This is a genomic window from Streptomyces griseomycini, assembly GCF_014203535.1.
GTDB lineage: Bacteria > Actinomycetota > Actinomycetes > Streptomycetales > Streptomycetaceae > Streptomyces > Streptomyces griseomycini.
In genome coordinates, this window is sequence record NZ_JACHJI010000010.1 from 240720 (window position 1) to 255456 (window position 14737).

Consider the following 14737-nt stretch of genomic DNA (forward strand, 5'->3'; position numbering starts at 1 on the left):
GACACCCGTGTCCGAGCACGACGACCGCAAGGAGCCCCGCACGGCCGTCGAGGAGGTGCTGCGCGAGGTGGAGGAGGCCGAGCGCCGCGCCGGGGAGGACCCCGCCGGGCGCCGCCGCCACCGGGGTGAGGCCGGGGAGGCCGTCACGCCCAACACCGAGGCGCAGGAGGAGTCCCGGGGAGACTGACGGAGGTCCCTGCTACTGCGGCGGCGGCCCGAGCGGCCGCGCCGCCAGGGCCCTCGCCACACCCAGCAGGTTGGCGGCCATGGCTCGGCCGGTCTTCCGCGACCAGTCGTGGCCGCTGCCGCCCTCGAGGAAGCTGGGCCCGGGACCGGGTCCCTGGTTCCAGTAGGTCCACGCCTGGCCGGGGATCGTGTAGCCGATGTCCTGCAGGGCGCCGGTGATCTCGCCGATCACGTGGTGGGCGCCGTCCTCGTTGCCGGTGACGACGACGCCCGCGACCCGGTTGTAGGCGACCGGCCGGCCCTCGTCGTCCGTCTCGGAGAGCATGGCGTCCATCCGCTCCAGGACCCGTTTGGCGACCGACGACGGCTGGCCGAGCCAGGTCGGCGAGGCGATCACGAGGATCTCGGAGGCGAGGATCTTCGCGTGGACGTCCGGCCAGGCGTCGCCCTCGTGCACGGGCTCGCTGACCACGCCCGGGGCGATGTCCAGGTCCACCGCGCGGACGACGTCGACCTCCACGCCCTCCTCCTCCAGTTGCTCGGTGACGGTGCGGAAGAGCGCCTCGGTGTTGGAGGTCTCCGGCGACTTCTTCAGGGTGCAGTTGATCACGAGTGCCTTCATACCGGCACAAAGTACCCCGGAGCGGGCAGGCGGGGTGCCCCGGCGCGGCCCGGGTACCCGGAGCACATGGAACACCTGAGCGAAGAACCCCGGCTGCCCGCACCGCGCGGCCCCCTCAGCGCCGCCGTCGAGGACTACCTCCGGGGCACCGGCCCGCTGCCCGCGCCCGGGCAGGCGGCCGCCGCCCCCGTGTACGGCGACGATCTCCAGCTCGCCCTCTACCTGTGCTACGAACTGCACTACCGCGGCTTCGCCGGCGTGGCGCCCGACCTCGAATGGGATCCGGAGCTGCTGCGGACCCGCGTCGCCCTGGAGGACCGCTTCCTCGCCGCCCTGCGCGCGGACGCCCCCCGGCACGACGGCGTCGACGACGCGCTCGCCGGGATCCTGGTGGAGCCGGTGGACGGCACCGGCGTCAGCCACTTCCTGCGGGACGAGGGCGAACTGTGGCACGTGCGCGAGTACGCCGCACAGCGGTCGCTGTACCACCTCAAGGAGGCCGACCCGCACGCCTGGGTCCTGCCCCGACTGCGGGGACGCGCCAAGGCGGCGATGGCGGCGGTGGAGTTCGACGAGTACGGCGGCGGCCGTCCCGACCGGGTGCACGCCCGCCTGTTCGCCGACCTGATGGCGGACCTGGGCCTGGACCCGGCGTACGGCCGCTACCTGGACGCCGCGTGCGCCGAGCTCCTGGTCACGGTGAACCTCATGTCGCTGTTCGGGCTGCGCCGCTCCCTCAGGGGCGCCCTGGTGGGCCACTTCGCGACGGTCGAGATCACCTCCTCACCGGGTTCCCGGCGGCTCGCCGAGGCGATGCGCCGCACGGGCGCGGGCCCCGCCGCCGAGCACTTCTACGACGAGCACGTGGAGGCGGACGCGGTGCACGAGCAGGTGGTCCGCCACGACGTCATCGGCGGCCTGCTCCAGGACGAGCCGCATCTCGCCCCGGACGTCGCCTTCGGTGTCGACGCCACGGTGTTCGTGGAGGACCGGCTCGGCGACCGGCTGCTCGCCGACTGGCGCGCGGGTCGCTCGTCACTCCGCACCCCCCTGGATCAGGAGCTCGCTCATGTCTCCTGAACACGGGGGTACCCGGGCGTCTGTGAATCCACTGGCACCTCCGGGCGTGTACGCCCCTCAGGAGGACACCGAACTACTGGCCGGCGCCCTGTCCGACGAACCGGTCCCGCCGGGCGCGGACGTTCTCGACGTGGGGACCGGATCCGGCGCCCTGGCACTGGAGGCCGCCCGGCGCGGCATGCGCGTGACCGCGGTCGACGTCTCGTGGCGGGCGGTGTGCGCCACGCGGCTGAACGCGCTGGTTGCGGGGGTTCCGGTGCGGGTGCGGCGCGGGAACCTGTTCGATCCGGTGCGAGACCGGTCGTTCGATCTGATCCTCGCCAATCCCCCGTACGTTCCGGCGCCCGGTGACGGGAGGCCGCCGCGCGGTGCGGCCCGGGCCTGGGACGCGGGTGCCGACGGGCGGCTCGTGCTGGACCGGATCTGCCGGGAGGCTCCGGCGCTGCTGCGGCCCGGCGGTGTGCTGCTGCTGGTGCAGTCCGCGCTCAGCGGTCCCGAGCTGACGCTCGGCCACCTGCGGGAGGCGGGACTGAAGGCCGCGGTGACGCGGCGCCGGCACATCGCGTTCGGTCCGGTGCTGCGGGCCCGGGAGCGCTGGTTGCGGGAGCGGGGGCTGCTGCCGCCGACCGGAGACAAGGAAGAGCTGGTGGTGGTCCGTGCCGAACTCCCCGTCTGACACGCCGCGTCGCGTCACCGTCCGGCGCAAGGGCCCGCTGCTGGTCGAGGGGCCGGTGGAGGTGGAGCTGGAGGACGGCACGGTCGTGTCCTCCGACCGCTTCCGCGTGGCGCTGTGCACCTGTCGCCGCAGTCGGCGCTACCCCTGGTGCGACACCAGCCACCGGGACCGCGCCCGGGAGTCCGGGGAGTCCTGAGGCCGTGGAACCCCGGAGGGCCGGCGGGCGGCCCCACTCCGCCCGCCGGCCTCCTTGCGCGGGATCGCACGCTCCGCGAGGGGGCTCGCACTCCCCAGTCCACGAGCCGCCGCGCGGTCACGGGAACCGTGCGATCCCGGTCTCAGAACGCGAAGACGCTCGAACTGTGAGCGTTCATCACGCACGCGTTGGGGAAGGTCCGCTCGTAGGAGACGCGCTGTCCCTGCCACACCCCGTCCACGGTGACGACCACCGGGTCGTACTCCTTGGTGCAGAAGACGCCCTCCCGCATCGTCAGGGCGTCGAGGTCACCGCTGACGCCGTTCAGCTCCGCGCAGGCCGACGCGGCGGCCGGGTGGGTGCCCGAGGGGCCGGGGGCGCAGTTCAGGGTGGCCGCGCGTTCCGGCGTGACGGTGGCCGCGCTCTCGCCGTGGCCCAGGGTGAGCACCAGGGCCGACGGGGCGTAGAGCGCGGAGGGGGCACTTCCCGGGGCGGCCGACGCGACCCCTGCCAGGGGTGCGCAGACGGCGGCGGCCGTGAGGCCGAGGGTGGTGGCCCAGCGCGCGGTGTTCCGCATTGTGTGCATCCTTCCGCTCGTGTCGAGGAGTCGCCGGCCCGTGCTCGGTCGGTGCCGAACCGGCGAGCGGGAGTCTGCCGAGTCCGCGACGGAAACTCATCTCGACCGTGCGGATTTCAGTAACATTGCGTGTTGAATCAGTGGCGGGAAGTCACGGAAGGCGCGGACGTCCCCCCTGTAACCGCACGGCCGCCGAGCGTGCGAAGTGGCCAGATGGCCGAAAATCCGCTGCTCCTTAAACGGCCTGAAACATTCCGATTCTGCCGTCGGCAGACAGTTCCACGCCCTCTTGTGTTCATGGAATGCGTGAGTAATGGTCATTACATGATTACCGGCGAGCAGCGAGAACGACTGCGGGGCTGGTTCGCGGGCCGGCTCCCCGACGATCTCTTCGAGGAGCTGACCGAGGTCACGGTCGACCGCGAGGAGATCACGGTGATCGGCCGCATTCCCGGGCCCCGGCCGGCCGGGGACGCCTCGCACGCCGAACGGGAGGCGGCGGTCGAGGGGCGGATCCAGGAGTTCCGGGAACGCACCCGGGAGGCCCGGATGTCGGTCGCCCGGGACGCCGAGCACCGCTTCGGCCGGAAGGTCTCCTGGGGCGTGGAGTGCGACGGCCGCCGCGCCCTGTTCACCCATGTGGCCGCGCCCGTCATGACCCGGCTGCGCCAGCCGGAGCGCCAGGTGCTCGACACCCTCATCGCGGGCGGGGTGGCCCGCAGCCGCAGCGAGGCGCTGGCCTGGTGCGTCCGCCTGGTCCAGCGGCACACCGACGACTGGCTCACCGAACTGCGCGAATCGCTCGAACACGTCCGGCGGGTCCGGGCCCAGGGCCCGGACGCCGGACCGGAGGAGGGGGCGCCCGCCGCCGACGAGAAGTGAACGGCGTTGTCCGTGGCGCGCGTTACCGTGCCTGGCATGACTGATTTCGTGATGGTGGCCGGCGCCTGGCTCGGGGCGTGGGCGTGGGACGAGGTGGCGGCCGAACTGCGCGCGGCCGGGCACGGGGCGCATCCGCTGACGCTGTCCGGGCTCGCGGAGAAGCGGGGCCTGCCGGCGGGGCAGCAGACCCATGTCCAGGACGTCGTGGACGAGGTGGAGCGGCTCGGTGCGCGCGACGTCGTCCTCGTCGGGCACAGCTACTCCGGCATACCGGTCGGCCAGGCCGCCGAGCGGATCGGCGGCCGGCTGAAGCGCGTGGTGTTCGTCGACTCCAACGTCCCGGCGGACGGGGAGTCGTTCCTGTCGGGCTGGCCCAGCGACCATGTACGGCGCGCGATCGCCGAGCACGACGGCGTCCTGCCGCCCCTGGGTGCGGACGGTTACGCCGGTCAGGACCTGACGGACGACCAGGTCGCCCGCATCGTCGGCGGATCGACACCGCACCCGGGCGCCGCGCTCACCGAACCGGCCGTCCTGAAGCGGTCCCTCGGCGAGCTGCCGGCGACGTACGTCAAGTGCCTGCTGAACGGCGACGAGCCCATGCCCGCCGTGGCGGAGCTGCTGAAGGGCGGGAACTGGGAACTGGTGACGATGGACACCGGCCACTGGCCGATGTTCTCCCGGCCGCGCGAACTGGCCCGGATCCTGCACGAGGCGGCCGCCGGCCGCTGACCTCCCGGTCGCCCGGCGCTGGACGTCCCGGCGCTTACTCGCCAGTATGCGTCGGGACGGCGCGGCCCGGCGAGGAGAGGCGGAACGGATGGCGAAGCACTGGGCGGACTTCCAGTACGAGATCTACCTGAACGGGATGACGGGTGCCGTGCCCCGGCTGCCCACGGACCTGACCCGGCTGGAGGAGCTGACCGAGCAGCGGCTCGGGCCGGGCCCGGTCGGCTACGTGGCGGGCAGCGCGGGCGACGGCAGCACCGCCCGCGCCAACCGGACCGCGCTCGACCGCCACCGGATCGTGCCGCGCATGCTGCGGGACGTGCACGCACGCGATCTGTCGGTGGAGGTGCTGGGCCGCGCGCTGCCGGCACCGCTGGCGCTGGCACCGGTCGGAGTGCTGTCGATCATGCACCCGGACGCCGAGTCCGCCGCCGCCCGGGCCGCCGCCGCGCAGGGCGTGCCCTTCGTCCTGTCCTCCGCCTCCAGCACGCCCATGGAGCAGGTCGCCGAGGCGATGGGAGACGCGGAGCGCTGGTTCCAGCTGTACTGGCCGAAGGACCCGGAGGTGGCCCGGAGCTTCCTGGGCCGGGCGAAGGCCGCCGGGTTCACGGTGCTCGTCGTCACCCTGGACACCCCCCTGCTGTCCTGGCGACCGCGCGATCTGGACCAGGCGTATCTGCCGTTCCTGCACGGGGTGGGCACCGCCAACTACTTCTCGGACCCGGCCTTCCTGGCGGGGCTGGCCAAGCCGGTGCACGAGGACCCGAACGCGGCGGTGATGCACTTCGTCGGCATGTTCGCCGACCCCGCCAAGACCTGGCCGGACCTGGCGTTCCTGCGGGAGAACTGGGACGGCCCGATCGTCCTCAAGGGCGTGCTGCACCCGGACGACGCCCGGCTCGCCGCCGACGCCGGGATGGACGGCGTGGTGGTGTCCAACCACGGCGGCCGTCAGGTGGCCGGGGCGATCGCGGCGGCGGACGCGCTGCCCCGCGTGGTCCGGGCCGTCGGCGACCGGCTCACCGTGCTGTTCGACAGCGGCGTACGCACCGGCGACGACGTCTTCAAGGCCCTCGCCCTCGGCGCGCGGGCGGTGCTGCTGGGCCGGCCCTACGTGTACGGGCTGGGCCTCGACGGGCAGGCGGGCGTGGAACACGTGATCCGCTGCCTGCTCGCCGAGCTGGACCTCACCCTCGCCCTGTCGGGGCATGCCGCACCGGGCACGGTCGGGCCCGCCGACCTCGTGGAGGGGACCGCCTGACACGTCGGGCCGGAGCGCCGGGGCGGAGCGTTCGCCGCCCCCGCCCCGGCGGGCGGTTCACATCACCGGACGGGCCAGCTCCGCGTGTCGCGCGGCCGGTGTCCCGGTGCCGCTGATCGACAGGGAGCCCTCGGCGGTCCGCACCGGCTCGGCCGCCCAGCGCTGGTCCGCGGTCCGGGCGCGCGCCTTGACGACGATGTCGGCGTTCGCGTCAGGGGCGGCCGGGGTGAGGGCCAGCTGTCCGTCCCAGCGGGGCAGCAACTCGCCCTGTGTGGTGAGGTCGTAGCGCACGTCGTCGCCCCGCCGGTCGCCCTGGTCGGCACAGGTGCCGAGGACGACGACACCGGCGTCCTTGTGCGAGTCCAGGCACAGACCGGGGTCGGCCACGTTGCGCAGCAGCCCGTCGTCCTCGTACGTCCACTGCTGGGTCCACCGGTCGGAGCACTCCGCCAGCCGGGCGCCCACGCCGTCCTGGGGCTCGCCCCGGGTGTCGAGGCACAGGCCGGAGGCGACGTTGCGCAGCCGGGTGCGCCCCGGCGCCGTGGGGAGCCCGGCGGCGCCGGGCGGGGACACGGACGGCAGGGAGGCCCTGCCGCCCGCCGCCCCGGTGGCTCCGGTCGGGTCGGCGGCGCCGCCGTCCGGCGTGGAGGACCCGGCGATGAGCACGCTCACCAGCACCCCGGCGGAGACGGCGCCGATGCCGGTGAGGAGCGTCCGGGTGGAGCGCACCGGGTCCGGGAGCGCGATGCCCGTGAGACGGTCGGCCACGGGGATCCGGGACAGCAGGCGGTGGCGGCCGCTGCCGGGCCGCCCTCCGCCGCGGCGGCGTCCGCGGCGGGCGGCGCGCGGGCCCGACGTCGCGCGGCCGGGACGTGAGTCGAGATAGCGCCGGGCGCCCCAGCCGAGGACCGCCTCGGCCAGCAGCGTGCCCAGCCCGCCCTCGAAGTGGCTGAGTTGTTCCGCCGCGTTCCGGCAGTAGCGGCACTCCGCCAGATGCTGCCGGACGTCCGGCAGCAGGGCGCCGCCCCGGCGGATGGGGACGTCGAGGAGGCGGTTGTAGAAGCGGCAGTCCTTCGTCGGTGACAGTTCCCGATGGGCGTGGACACAACCTCGACGGAATGTGTCACGTGCCCGTTCGAGTGCGCCCGACGCGATGTCGGGATCCATGCCGAGCAGACCGGCCGGGACGGAAATGGGTTCCGCCTCGACCTCGACGTGCCACAGCAAACAGCGCGCGAGTGCGGGCAGGGACCGGAATGCCCGCTGGGCGAGTGTGCGATTTTCCGGCGTCATGGTCGACGCCGCGCGCATACCACGTCCGCCGGCCGGTTTCTGCAACGCGGGCAGAACACCGGTTATTCGATCGTCGGCGGCCCACTCCCGGACGGTGTCGCGCACGGCCACCAGCAGCGCCGGGCGCAGCGCGACGGCCGATTCGCCGAGGGCGACCCGGTCGAGGACCCGGTGCAGGGCGGCTCCGGTGACCATCGCCGCGGTCTGCCCGGACGAGGCGAGGCAGACGGCCGCGTAGTCGTGCATGGCCTGCCAGTGCCGCGCCGTCAGCAGCGCGACGGCACGGGTGGCCTCGCCCTCCGGACGGCCTCGCAACCGGGCGGCGAGGAACTCGTCGGATTCCCCGGGATCCCCGCCGGGCGGGGGATACGGAGGTCGAGGGGGGTGGGGGGTGGGCACTGAGATGGTTCCTTTCCCACGCGCAGTGACTCAGAAGTTCCGACGCCGAAAAGGGAGCCCCGAATGGTGTATACCTCTTTGGCGCGGCGCGGGGGGCGAATTCACCGACGGCGAATCTGACCCGGTTCCCCAACTGGTGTGCGATCCCGGCCTTTACCCCCCGCACGGGTGGCTCACTCTCGCACAACCCGCGCAGGACCAACAAGGCGGTTGAGCAAGATCTGCGCGTTGACAGAAAGTCAGAAAGAGGAGGCGGCCCACACCCCTCGCACCGGCTTTCGACCTGGGTTTTCCCGTGGTTCGCACCCGGGTGGCGAAAAGGGGCGCCGGAGCGCGGGCCGGGGGACGCCGGGAGCGTTCCGCACCCCGTGTGAAGCCTGTGCACCGGCCGGGTGCGCCGCGCACGCTCCCGGCGCGCGCCGGGAGCGTGGTCAACTGGTCACGGCCCTTCTCGGGGGTCACCGCGCAGGACGGCGGCTCTCCTGCGCGCACGGCCGCCGGCCCCGTTCCTCCCGCCCTCGGCCGGCGGCCCCGGGAGGGTCCGCGCGGCCTCGGCTCCGCGGAGCCGCGCGCCCTCGGACCCGCACACCCTCAGATCTGCCAGGACCGCAGCCGGTCCGCCGCGCCGTAGACGTCCGTCGTACCGGACATGAGGTCGCGGGCGAGGTCGACGAGGGCGCCGTAGGGCGGGTCGATGCCGACGCCGCTGACGAACATGTACGCCACCGCCGTGGCACAGGCGAAGCGGGCGTTGGCCGCCGGCAGCGGCCGGAGCACGGCGAGGGTGTGCAGCAGGGCCGCGGCCCGCCAGGCCGGGTCGGAGTCCACGCCGAGGCGGGGCGGGTCGACGCGGTGCCGGGCGACGGCGGCGACCAGCGCGGAGAAGTCGTTGATGGTGGGCTGGTCCGGAAGGACCTCCTCGTGCCGCTGGAGCAGCCAGGGCACGTCGATGTGCAGGACGGGGGCCATCGGTCAGGCGGCCCGTCCCTCGCCCTTGGCAGGGGATTCGTCGTCCGGGAACGCGGCGGCGAATTCGTCCGCGTGGGACGCGAAGAACCGGCGGAACTCCTCCGCGCCCTCCTGCAGCGCCCGGTGACGGGCTATGTCGGCCGCGGCCGCCTCCCGCACGAGCGCCTTCATGGACGTACCGCGTTCCTTGGCGATCTGCCGCAGGTCCTCCAGCTCGCGGTCGCTGAACTCCACGTTGAGAGCAGGCATGCCCCTACGGTACCGCTCGGGTACTGGCACGTAAATAACCCCACGTCAAGCGGCACGTCGAGCGGTACCCGCCGGGGTGAGGACGGGTTCCGGGCAGAGAGGTGCGTCACATGCGCGTCCCGCGATGTCACGTTCCGGCCCGCTTCCCCCCCTCGCAGTGGTGAGCGCGCACCGGGGAGGCCAGCCGTGTCCCGAACCACCGTTCCCGGCACCGACGCCCGGCCCGACGACGCGACCGTGGTCTTCCTCGGCCGTCGCGAGCTGCTGTCCGGCATCGTCCACGACATGCTGGGCAGCGTCGCCGGCACGGACGACGTCCTGCGGGAGACCTGGCTGTGCTGGACGGCCCGCGGTGGCGGCGCGCCCCCGGACGGCGTCGCCCACCCCCGCGCCTGCCTCGTGCGGGTCGCGGTGAACCACGCGCTGGAGCGCCGCGCCGCGGTCGGCCGCAGCCGGCAGACCTGCGTCGGTCCCCGGCTGCCCGAGCCACTGGTGACGGACGAGGACGCGGGCGACCCGGCGCTGCGCGCCGGGCCGGTGTCACTGGCGATGCCGGTGGTGCCGGAGACGCTGACGCCGCCGGAGCGCGCGGTGTTCGTGCTGGGCGAGGTCTTCGGCTGTCCGCACGGGGAGTACGTGGAGGTCCACGAGCCGCTCGACCGGGCCCGTCTGCACACCCTGACCGCCCGCGAACGGCCCGTGGAGCACGGGCCGGCGTCCGAACGGCCGCCGGCCCGGCGGGACGGCGGCTAGCCCTGGTCGGCCACGAAGGCCGCCACACGGGTCAGCGCGGCGTTCCAGTTGATGGTGATCTCGTTGGTCGACCAGGACTGGATGTCGTCGATGTAGCAGAACTGGGCGACGCACCCCTGGAGCTTGGCCTGGGCCACGGGGTCCTGGATGCTGGAGTTCGGGCCGCCGGAGAGCGATCCGTCCGGCGGCTGGGGCAGCGCCGGGTCGAGCTGCCGGGCGTACCAGCGGCTGTGCTGGTTGTGCGCGGCGGCCTCGCCGTAGCCGGTGACGTACGAGATGTTCAGCGCGTTGCGGCCCAGGACGTAGTCCATGGTCTGGACGGCCCCGTCACGGTACTTGGCGGCCCCGGTGATGTCGTAGGCGGTGGCCAGGACGACCGCGTTGTTGAGGACCTGGTGGGTGGATCCCCAGTCGTACTTGTTGTCCTCCGGGGCGTACGGGATGCCGTACGGGTGGGCCTTCAGCGTGGCCAGGTAGCGGTCGGCGCCCTCGACGACGGAGCGGCGCACCTTGTCCCGGCCGGGGAGCCGGTTCGGTACCGTCGCCAGGTCGAGGCGGGCCGCCGCCGCGGTGCGGGCCCAGTCGAAGCCGAGCGGGCCGAAGATGTCGGCGGTGTGCACCGGGGAGTCGAGCACGAAGTCGCGGAAGTCCCTCTCGCCCGTGGTGAGGTACAGCTCGGCCGCCGCCCAGTAGAACTCGTCCTCGACGTTCCGGTCGGGGTAGGCCCCGCCGCCGATGCCGTCGTTCTCGTCGGCGTACACGTCCGGGTGGGCGAGCGCCGCCGCCCAGGCCGTGCGCGCGGCCTCGAGCGCCCGGGCCGCGAACTCGCGGTCATGGGGCTTGTAGAGGCGGGCCGCCTGCGCGGCGGCGGCCGCCAGGTTGAGGGTCGCGGCGGTGGTCGGCGGGTGCAGCTCCCGCTTCTGCGGGTCGTCGCTGGGCAGCAGCGGCAGGCCGGTCCACGCCTCGTCGTGGATCTTGTGGTGCGCCATGCCGGCCAGCGGCTCGCCCTGGGGCACCTGCATCTTCAGCAGGAACTCCAGCTCCCAGCGGACCTCGTCGAGCAGGTCGGGCACCTTGTTGCCGCTCTCGGGGATGTCGAGCGTGCCGTCCCGGAAGGCCGACGGGTCACCGGTGCGGGCGTGCAGCGCGCGCTCGTAGGTGCTCAGCAGCTCCCAGACGGAGATGCCGCCGTTGACGACGTACTTGCCGTGGTCGCCGGCGTCGTACCAGCCGCCGGAGACGTCGAGGCGGTAGTCGCACACTCCCGGCTGGCACGGCACGTCGGTGTCGCCCTGGTTGGGCGCCACGCCCAGGTGCCCGGCGGGGCGGGCGTAGCCCGGGCGCAGGTCGTCGCGTATCGCGAGGCCGCTGCGCTGGGGGTAGTAGAACTTCGCGGCGTCGGTCAGCAGCGTCTCGTAGGCGCGGGCGCCGATGTCGAAGGGGCGGCTGGTCTCCCCGTCGGCGACCAGGGTGTAGCCCTCGCCGCGCTTCTTGTAGCGGCCGAAGTCGATCGAGTGGACGTTCTGCCCGGAGGAGACGTCCGTGCCGCGCGGCACGGTCCAGCCGTGGGCGACCACCCGGCCGTCGCGGTTCTCCAGCCGCCAGCGCAGCTTCTCGGCGGCGTCGGTGACCAGGGTGGCGTTCTTGGGGCCGGACGGCAGGTAGGCGACCTGGTTGACGCGGACCCGCGGGCCGGTGTCGGGCTCGTACGGCTCGGGCGCCACGCCGCCCAGCAGGGAGACGTCGTCCGTGCAGAACCGCCACGGCTCGGCGCTGCCGCCGATCTGGAAGGCGACCTGGCCCTGGGCGGTGTCGGCGGGTGCGGTGAAGGTGTACGAGTAGGTGTTGCCGGAGACGCTGAGCTGCGGGCTGACCTCGTAGTAGGTGTCGTAGGGGGCCGCCGACAGGCCGACGACCGCGCGCACCACGTGGTCGGCGGGGGTGCCGGTGGCGGTGAAGGAGAAGCGGTACGACTCCCCGGCGACGAGGGCGATGTCGTTCTGGCCGATCGTCGCGTCCCAGCGGTTGGCGGTGCCGCCGGGGACGTCGGCGCACAGCCGGCCGTCGGTGACGCCGGCCGTGAGGTTGCTCGTCGTCCACCAGGAGTCGGTGCCGTTGTCGAAGGTGCCGTTCTTGACCTGCTCGACCTCGTCGGCCCCGGCGGGTGCGGTGGGCAGCGCGGTGAGCGCGGTCGCCAGCAGGCCGGTCAGGGACAGCAGGGCGGTTCTGCGTCTGTTCACGTCTGGGCTCCTCTGCGGAGGTGCGGGTGGCGCGAGGAAGGGACACACGCTATGGGAGCGCTCCCATGATCCGTGCGCAGACCATGTTGTGACAGGGGTGACGCTGCGTCAACGGTTGGGACAGGACTGTCCCGCGTGACGGACGGAACGGGGTTCCGCTCCGCGTCGGGCCGTGACGCACTAGGCTGGAACTCAGGCGATACACCGGTTCACGGTGAGTGTGCGCGATGGAGTGGCGACGATGAGGCCGGACGACCCGTTCGACGATGCCGTGACGGCCCGGGCCGTCATCGCCGCCGACGGCACGCTCGCGCGGTGGAGCGAGGGCGCGCGACTGCTGCTGGGGCACACGGCCGAGGAGGTCGTCGGCCGCCCGGCCGCCGAGCTGCTGGCCGACCGCGCCGACATGCCCCGGCCCCCGATGAACACGCGCTGGAGCGGCTCGCTCGTGCTGCGGCACCGCGGCGGCGGCACCGTCACCGTCTGGGTGCTCGCCCACCACAGACAGCCGGCGGACGGCGGTCCCGGTGACTGGCTCGCCGTCACCCCGCTGGAGGTCGAGGAGCACGCACTGCCCGACGATCCGCTGGTCAGGCTGGCCGTGTTCCAGTCGCCCTGCGCCACCATGGTCTTCGACAGGCGGCTGCGGCTGCGCGGGATCAACGACGCCATGGCGGACCTCCTGGGGCTCCCGGCCGACCACCTGCGGGGGCTGAAGCCCACCGACATCGGCGGCCGGCCCCAGCACTCCGAGCTGGAACAGCACCTGGACCGGGTGCTGCGCACCGGCCGGCCGCACGACATGCAGACGTACATGAAGGCCACCGGCGAGGAGCGCCCGCACGCCTGGCTGGCCCGGCTCGCACCGCTCACCGACGGCTCCGGCCGGGTGCGGGGCGTGTGCGTGACGGCCCACGACTTCACCGAGCAGTTCCGGGCGCGGGAGCGGCTGCAACTGGTCAACGAGGCCAGCATCCGCATCGGCACCACCCTCGACGTCACCCGTACGGCACAGGAGCTGGCGGAGGTCTGCGTGCCGGCGCTCGCCGACTTCGTCAGCGTGGACCTGCTCGAGCCCGAGGAACCCGGCGGTGAGCCCGTCGGCCCGCTGACCCTGCCGGTCTCGCTGCGCCGGGTCGCCCACCACTCCCTCACCCCGGGCAACCCCGAGTCGGTCGCCGACGTCGGCGAGGTGGTCGTCTACCCGGCCGCCGCGCCCCAGGCCGACTCGCTGATCGCGGGCCACAGCGTCGTGGCCTCGGTGGAGTCCGGTGATCTCGACCCGTGGCTCGCGGTGGACGAGACGCGCGCCCGGCAGGTGCGGCGGTTCGACGTCCACTCGATGCTGTCCGTCCCGCTCCAGGCACGCGGCACCACCCTCGGCGTCGCCGCCTTCACCCGCTTCCGGCGCCCCGACGCCTTCGACCACGACGACGTGCTGCTGGCCGAGGAGGTCACCGCGCGCGCCGCCGTCTGCATCGACAACGCCCGCCGCTACTCCCGCGAACGCGAGACCACCCTCGCGCTCCAGCGCAGCCTGCTCCCCCGCACCCTGCCGCGCACGGCCGCCGTGGAGGCGGCCACCCGCTACCTGCCGGCCGCGCGCTCCGGTGTGGGCGGCGACTGGTTCGACGTGATCCCGCTGTCCGGGATGCGGGTGGCCATGGTGGTCGGGGACGTCGTCGGCCACGGCATCCAGGCCTCCGCGACCATGGGCCGGCTGCGCACCGCCGTCCGCACCCTCGCCGACATCGACCTGGCCCCCGACGAACTGCTCACCCACCTCGACGACCTGGTCCAGCACCTGTCGCACGAGTGGGGCAGCGACACCGGCCCCGGCGAGGTCGGCGCGACCTGCGTGTACGCGGTGTACGACCCGGTGTCGCGGCGCTGCACCCTGGCGCGGGCGGGGCACCTCCCGCCGGTGCTGATCCCGCCGGGCGGTCCGGCCCGGCAGCTCGACCTGCCCTCCGGTCCGCCACTGGGCACGGGCGGACTGCCCTTCGAGTCGGCCGAGTTCGAGCTGCCCGAGAACACGGTGCTGGCGTTCTACACCGACGGGCTGATCACGCCTCCCGCGCGGGACATGGAGGTCGGTCAGGCACTGCTCCGCGAGGCGCTGTCGAACGCCTCCGGCTCGCTCGACGAGACCTGCGACCGCGTCCTGCACACCCTGCTCTCACCGGGCGGCACGCACGACGACGTGGCCCTGCTGCTGACCCGTACGCACGGGCTGCCGTCGTCGCAGGTCGCCACCTGGGACATCCCCGCGGACCCGGCGCTGGTCGCCCCCATCCGCAAGCAGGTCCTCGACCAGCTGGCCGACTGGGCGCTGACCGAGGCGTCGTTCACCGCCGAGCTGGTGGTGAGCGAGCTGGTCACCAACGCCATCCGGTACGGGGCCCCGCCGATCCGGCTGCGGCTGATCCACGATGCCTCGACGCTGATCTGCGAGGTGTCCGACACCAACCACACGGCCCCGCACCTGCGCCGGGCCAAGACCTGGGACGAGGGCGGCCGGGGACTGCTGCTGGTCGCGCAGCTCACCCAGCGCTGGGGCACCAGGCACACGGCCGACGGCAAGACCATCTGGGCGGAGATGGCCCTGGTGGACGAGATGTGAGG

15 protein-coding genes are annotated in these 14737 nt (G+C 73.6%); 9 read left to right on the forward strand and 6 right to left on the reverse strand.

Annotation, left to right across the window (positions count from 1 at the left end):
* The first annotated feature begins 7 nt into the window (after positions 1-7).
* A complete protein-coding gene (locus FHS37_RS27110; protein ID WP_184825875.1) occupies positions 8-187 on the forward strand; it encodes a hypothetical protein in 180 nt (59 codons plus the stop codon).
* 12 nt (positions 188-199) lie between these two features.
* Here FHS37_RS27110 and FHS37_RS27115 read toward each other — a convergent pair whose 3' ends face one another.
* Positions 200-808: a flavodoxin family protein gene (locus FHS37_RS27115; RefSeq protein WP_184825877.1), complete on the reverse strand. Its 609-nt coding sequence runs from the start codon at positions 806-808 to the stop codon at positions 200-202.
* A gap of 66 nt (positions 809-874) precedes the next feature.
* Here FHS37_RS27115 and FHS37_RS27120 point away from each other — a divergent pair, with 66 nt between their 5' ends.
* Genes FHS37_RS27120 through FHS37_RS27130 form a run of 3 tightly spaced genes read left to right on the forward strand, consistent with a single transcriptional unit; the run spans position 875 to position 2760 of the window.
* Complete coding sequence (locus FHS37_RS27120; protein ID WP_184825879.1) at positions 875-1888, forward strand: iron-containing redox enzyme family protein; 1014 nt, start codon at positions 875-877, stop codon at positions 1886-1888.
* Positions 1878-2564: a HemK2/MTQ2 family protein methyltransferase gene (locus FHS37_RS27125; protein WP_184825881.1), complete on the forward strand. Its 687-nt coding sequence runs from the start codon at positions 1878-1880 to the stop codon at positions 2562-2564. The genes FHS37_RS27120 and FHS37_RS27125 overlap by 11 nt, the downstream gene beginning before the upstream one ends.
* Positions 2545-2760 (forward strand): CDGSH iron-sulfur domain-containing protein, encoded by a 216-nt coding sequence (locus FHS37_RS27130; RefSeq protein ID WP_184825883.1) that lies wholly within the window; start codon positions 2545-2547, stop codon positions 2758-2760. The genes FHS37_RS27125 and FHS37_RS27130 overlap by 20 nt, the downstream gene beginning before the upstream one ends.
* Before the next feature lie 142 nt (positions 2761-2902).
* Here the strand turns inward: FHS37_RS27130 and FHS37_RS27135 are convergent, their stop codons facing one another.
* Entirely contained in the window at positions 2903-3337 is a 435-nt protein-coding gene (locus FHS37_RS27135) for a subtilase-type protease inhibitor (RefSeq protein WP_184825885.1), read from the reverse strand.
* A gap of 324 nt (positions 3338-3661) precedes the next feature.
* Here FHS37_RS27135 and abmR point away from each other — a divergent pair, with 324 nt between their 5' ends.
* The 3 genes from abmR (at position 3662) to FHS37_RS27150 (ending at position 6209) form a co-directional block, all read left to right on the forward strand.
* The gene (abmR, locus tag FHS37_RS27140; protein WP_184825887.1) at positions 3662-4219 is read left to right on the forward strand and encodes an ATP-binding transcription factor AbmR; all 558 of its coding nucleotides are present in this window, start codon (positions 3662-3664) and stop codon (positions 4217-4219) included.
* Positions 4220-4255: 36 nt separating this feature from the next.
* Entirely contained in the window at positions 4256-4951 is a 696-nt protein-coding gene (locus tag FHS37_RS27145; protein WP_184825888.1) for an alpha/beta fold hydrolase, read from the forward strand.
* Between the two features lie 88 nt (positions 4952-5039).
* Complete coding sequence (locus FHS37_RS27150; RefSeq protein ID WP_184825890.1) at positions 5040-6209, forward strand: lactate 2-monooxygenase; 1170 nt, start codon at positions 5040-5042, stop codon at positions 6207-6209.
* A gap of 57 nt (positions 6210-6266) precedes the next feature.
* Here FHS37_RS27150 and FHS37_RS27155 read toward each other — a convergent pair whose 3' ends face one another.
* From FHS37_RS27155 to FHS37_RS27165, 3 genes are all read right to left on the reverse strand, one after another.
* Positions 6267-7901: an RICIN domain-containing protein gene (locus tag FHS37_RS27155; protein ID WP_184825892.1), complete on the reverse strand. Its 1635-nt coding sequence runs from the start codon at positions 7899-7901 to the stop codon at positions 6267-6269.
* A gap of 591 nt (positions 7902-8492) precedes the next feature.
* Positions 8493-8870, reverse strand: coding sequence for a toxin Doc (locus FHS37_RS27160; RefSeq protein WP_184825894.1), 378 nt, complete (start codon positions 8868-8870; stop codon positions 8493-8495).
* A 3-nt stretch (positions 8871-8873) separates the two neighbouring features.
* On the reverse strand, positions 8874-9119 hold the full coding sequence (locus FHS37_RS27165) for a hypothetical protein (RefSeq protein ID WP_184825896.1): 246 nt from the start codon (positions 9117-9119) through the stop codon (positions 8874-8876).
* A 186-nt stretch (positions 9120-9305) separates the two neighbouring features.
* Here FHS37_RS27165 and FHS37_RS40860 point away from each other — a divergent pair, with 186 nt between their 5' ends.
* Positions 9306-9872 carry a sigma-70 family RNA polymerase sigma factor family protein gene (locus tag FHS37_RS40860; RefSeq protein ID WP_184825898.1) on the forward strand — a complete coding sequence of 189 codons (567 nt, stop codon included), beginning with the start codon at positions 9306-9308 and terminating at the stop codon, positions 9870-9872.
* Here the strand turns inward: FHS37_RS40860 and FHS37_RS27175 are convergent.
* Positions 9869-12112, reverse strand: a complete 2244-nt coding sequence (locus FHS37_RS27175) for a glycoside hydrolase family 9 protein (protein WP_184825900.1) — start codon at positions 12110-12112, stop codon at positions 9869-9871. The genes FHS37_RS40860 and FHS37_RS27175 overlap by 4 nt on opposite strands.
* Before the next feature lie 241 nt (positions 12113-12353).
* Here FHS37_RS27175 and FHS37_RS27180 point away from each other — a divergent pair, with 241 nt between their 5' ends.
* Positions 12354-14735 carry a SpoIIE family protein phosphatase gene (locus FHS37_RS27180; RefSeq protein ID WP_184825902.1) on the forward strand — a complete coding sequence of 794 codons (2382 nt, stop codon included), beginning with the start codon at positions 12354-12356 and terminating at the stop codon, positions 14733-14735.
* Positions 14736-14737: the final 2 nt, after the last annotated feature.

Coding starts and splice junctions, on each gene's coding strand:
- FHS37_RS27115 (WP_184825877.1), bottom strand. CDS start 808: ATGAAGGCACTCGTGATCAACTGCACCCTGAAGAAGTCGCCGGAGACC.
- FHS37_RS27120 (WP_184825879.1), top strand. CDS start 875: ATGGAACACCTGAGCGAAGAACCCCGGCTGCCCGCACCGCGCGGCCCC.
- FHS37_RS27125 (WP_184825881.1), top strand. CDS start 1,878: ATGTCTCCTGAACACGGGGGTACCCGGGCGTCTGTGAATCCACTGGCA.
- FHS37_RS27135 (WP_184825885.1), bottom strand. CDS start 3,337: ATGCGGAACACCGCGCGCTGGGCCACCACCCTCGGCCTCACGGCCGCC.
- abmR (WP_184825887.1), top strand. CDS start 3,662: ATGATTACCGGCGAGCAGCGAGAACGACTGCGGGGCTGGTTCGCGGGC.
- FHS37_RS27145 (WP_184825888.1), top strand. CDS start 4,256: ATGACTGATTTCGTGATGGTGGCCGGCGCCTGGCTCGGGGCGTGGGCG.
- FHS37_RS27150 (WP_184825890.1), top strand. CDS start 5,040: ATGGCGAAGCACTGGGCGGACTTCCAGTACGAGATCTACCTGAACGGG.
- FHS37_RS27160 (WP_184825894.1), bottom strand. CDS start 8,870: ATGGCCCCCGTCCTGCACATCGACGTGCCCTGGCTGCTCCAGCGGCAC.
- FHS37_RS27165 (WP_184825896.1), bottom strand. CDS start 9,119: ATGCCTGCTCTCAACGTGGAGTTCAGCGACCGCGAGCTGGAGGACCTG.
- FHS37_RS27180 (WP_184825902.1), top strand. CDS start 12,354: ATGAGGCCGGACGACCCGTTCGACGATGCCGTGACGGCCCGGGCCGTC.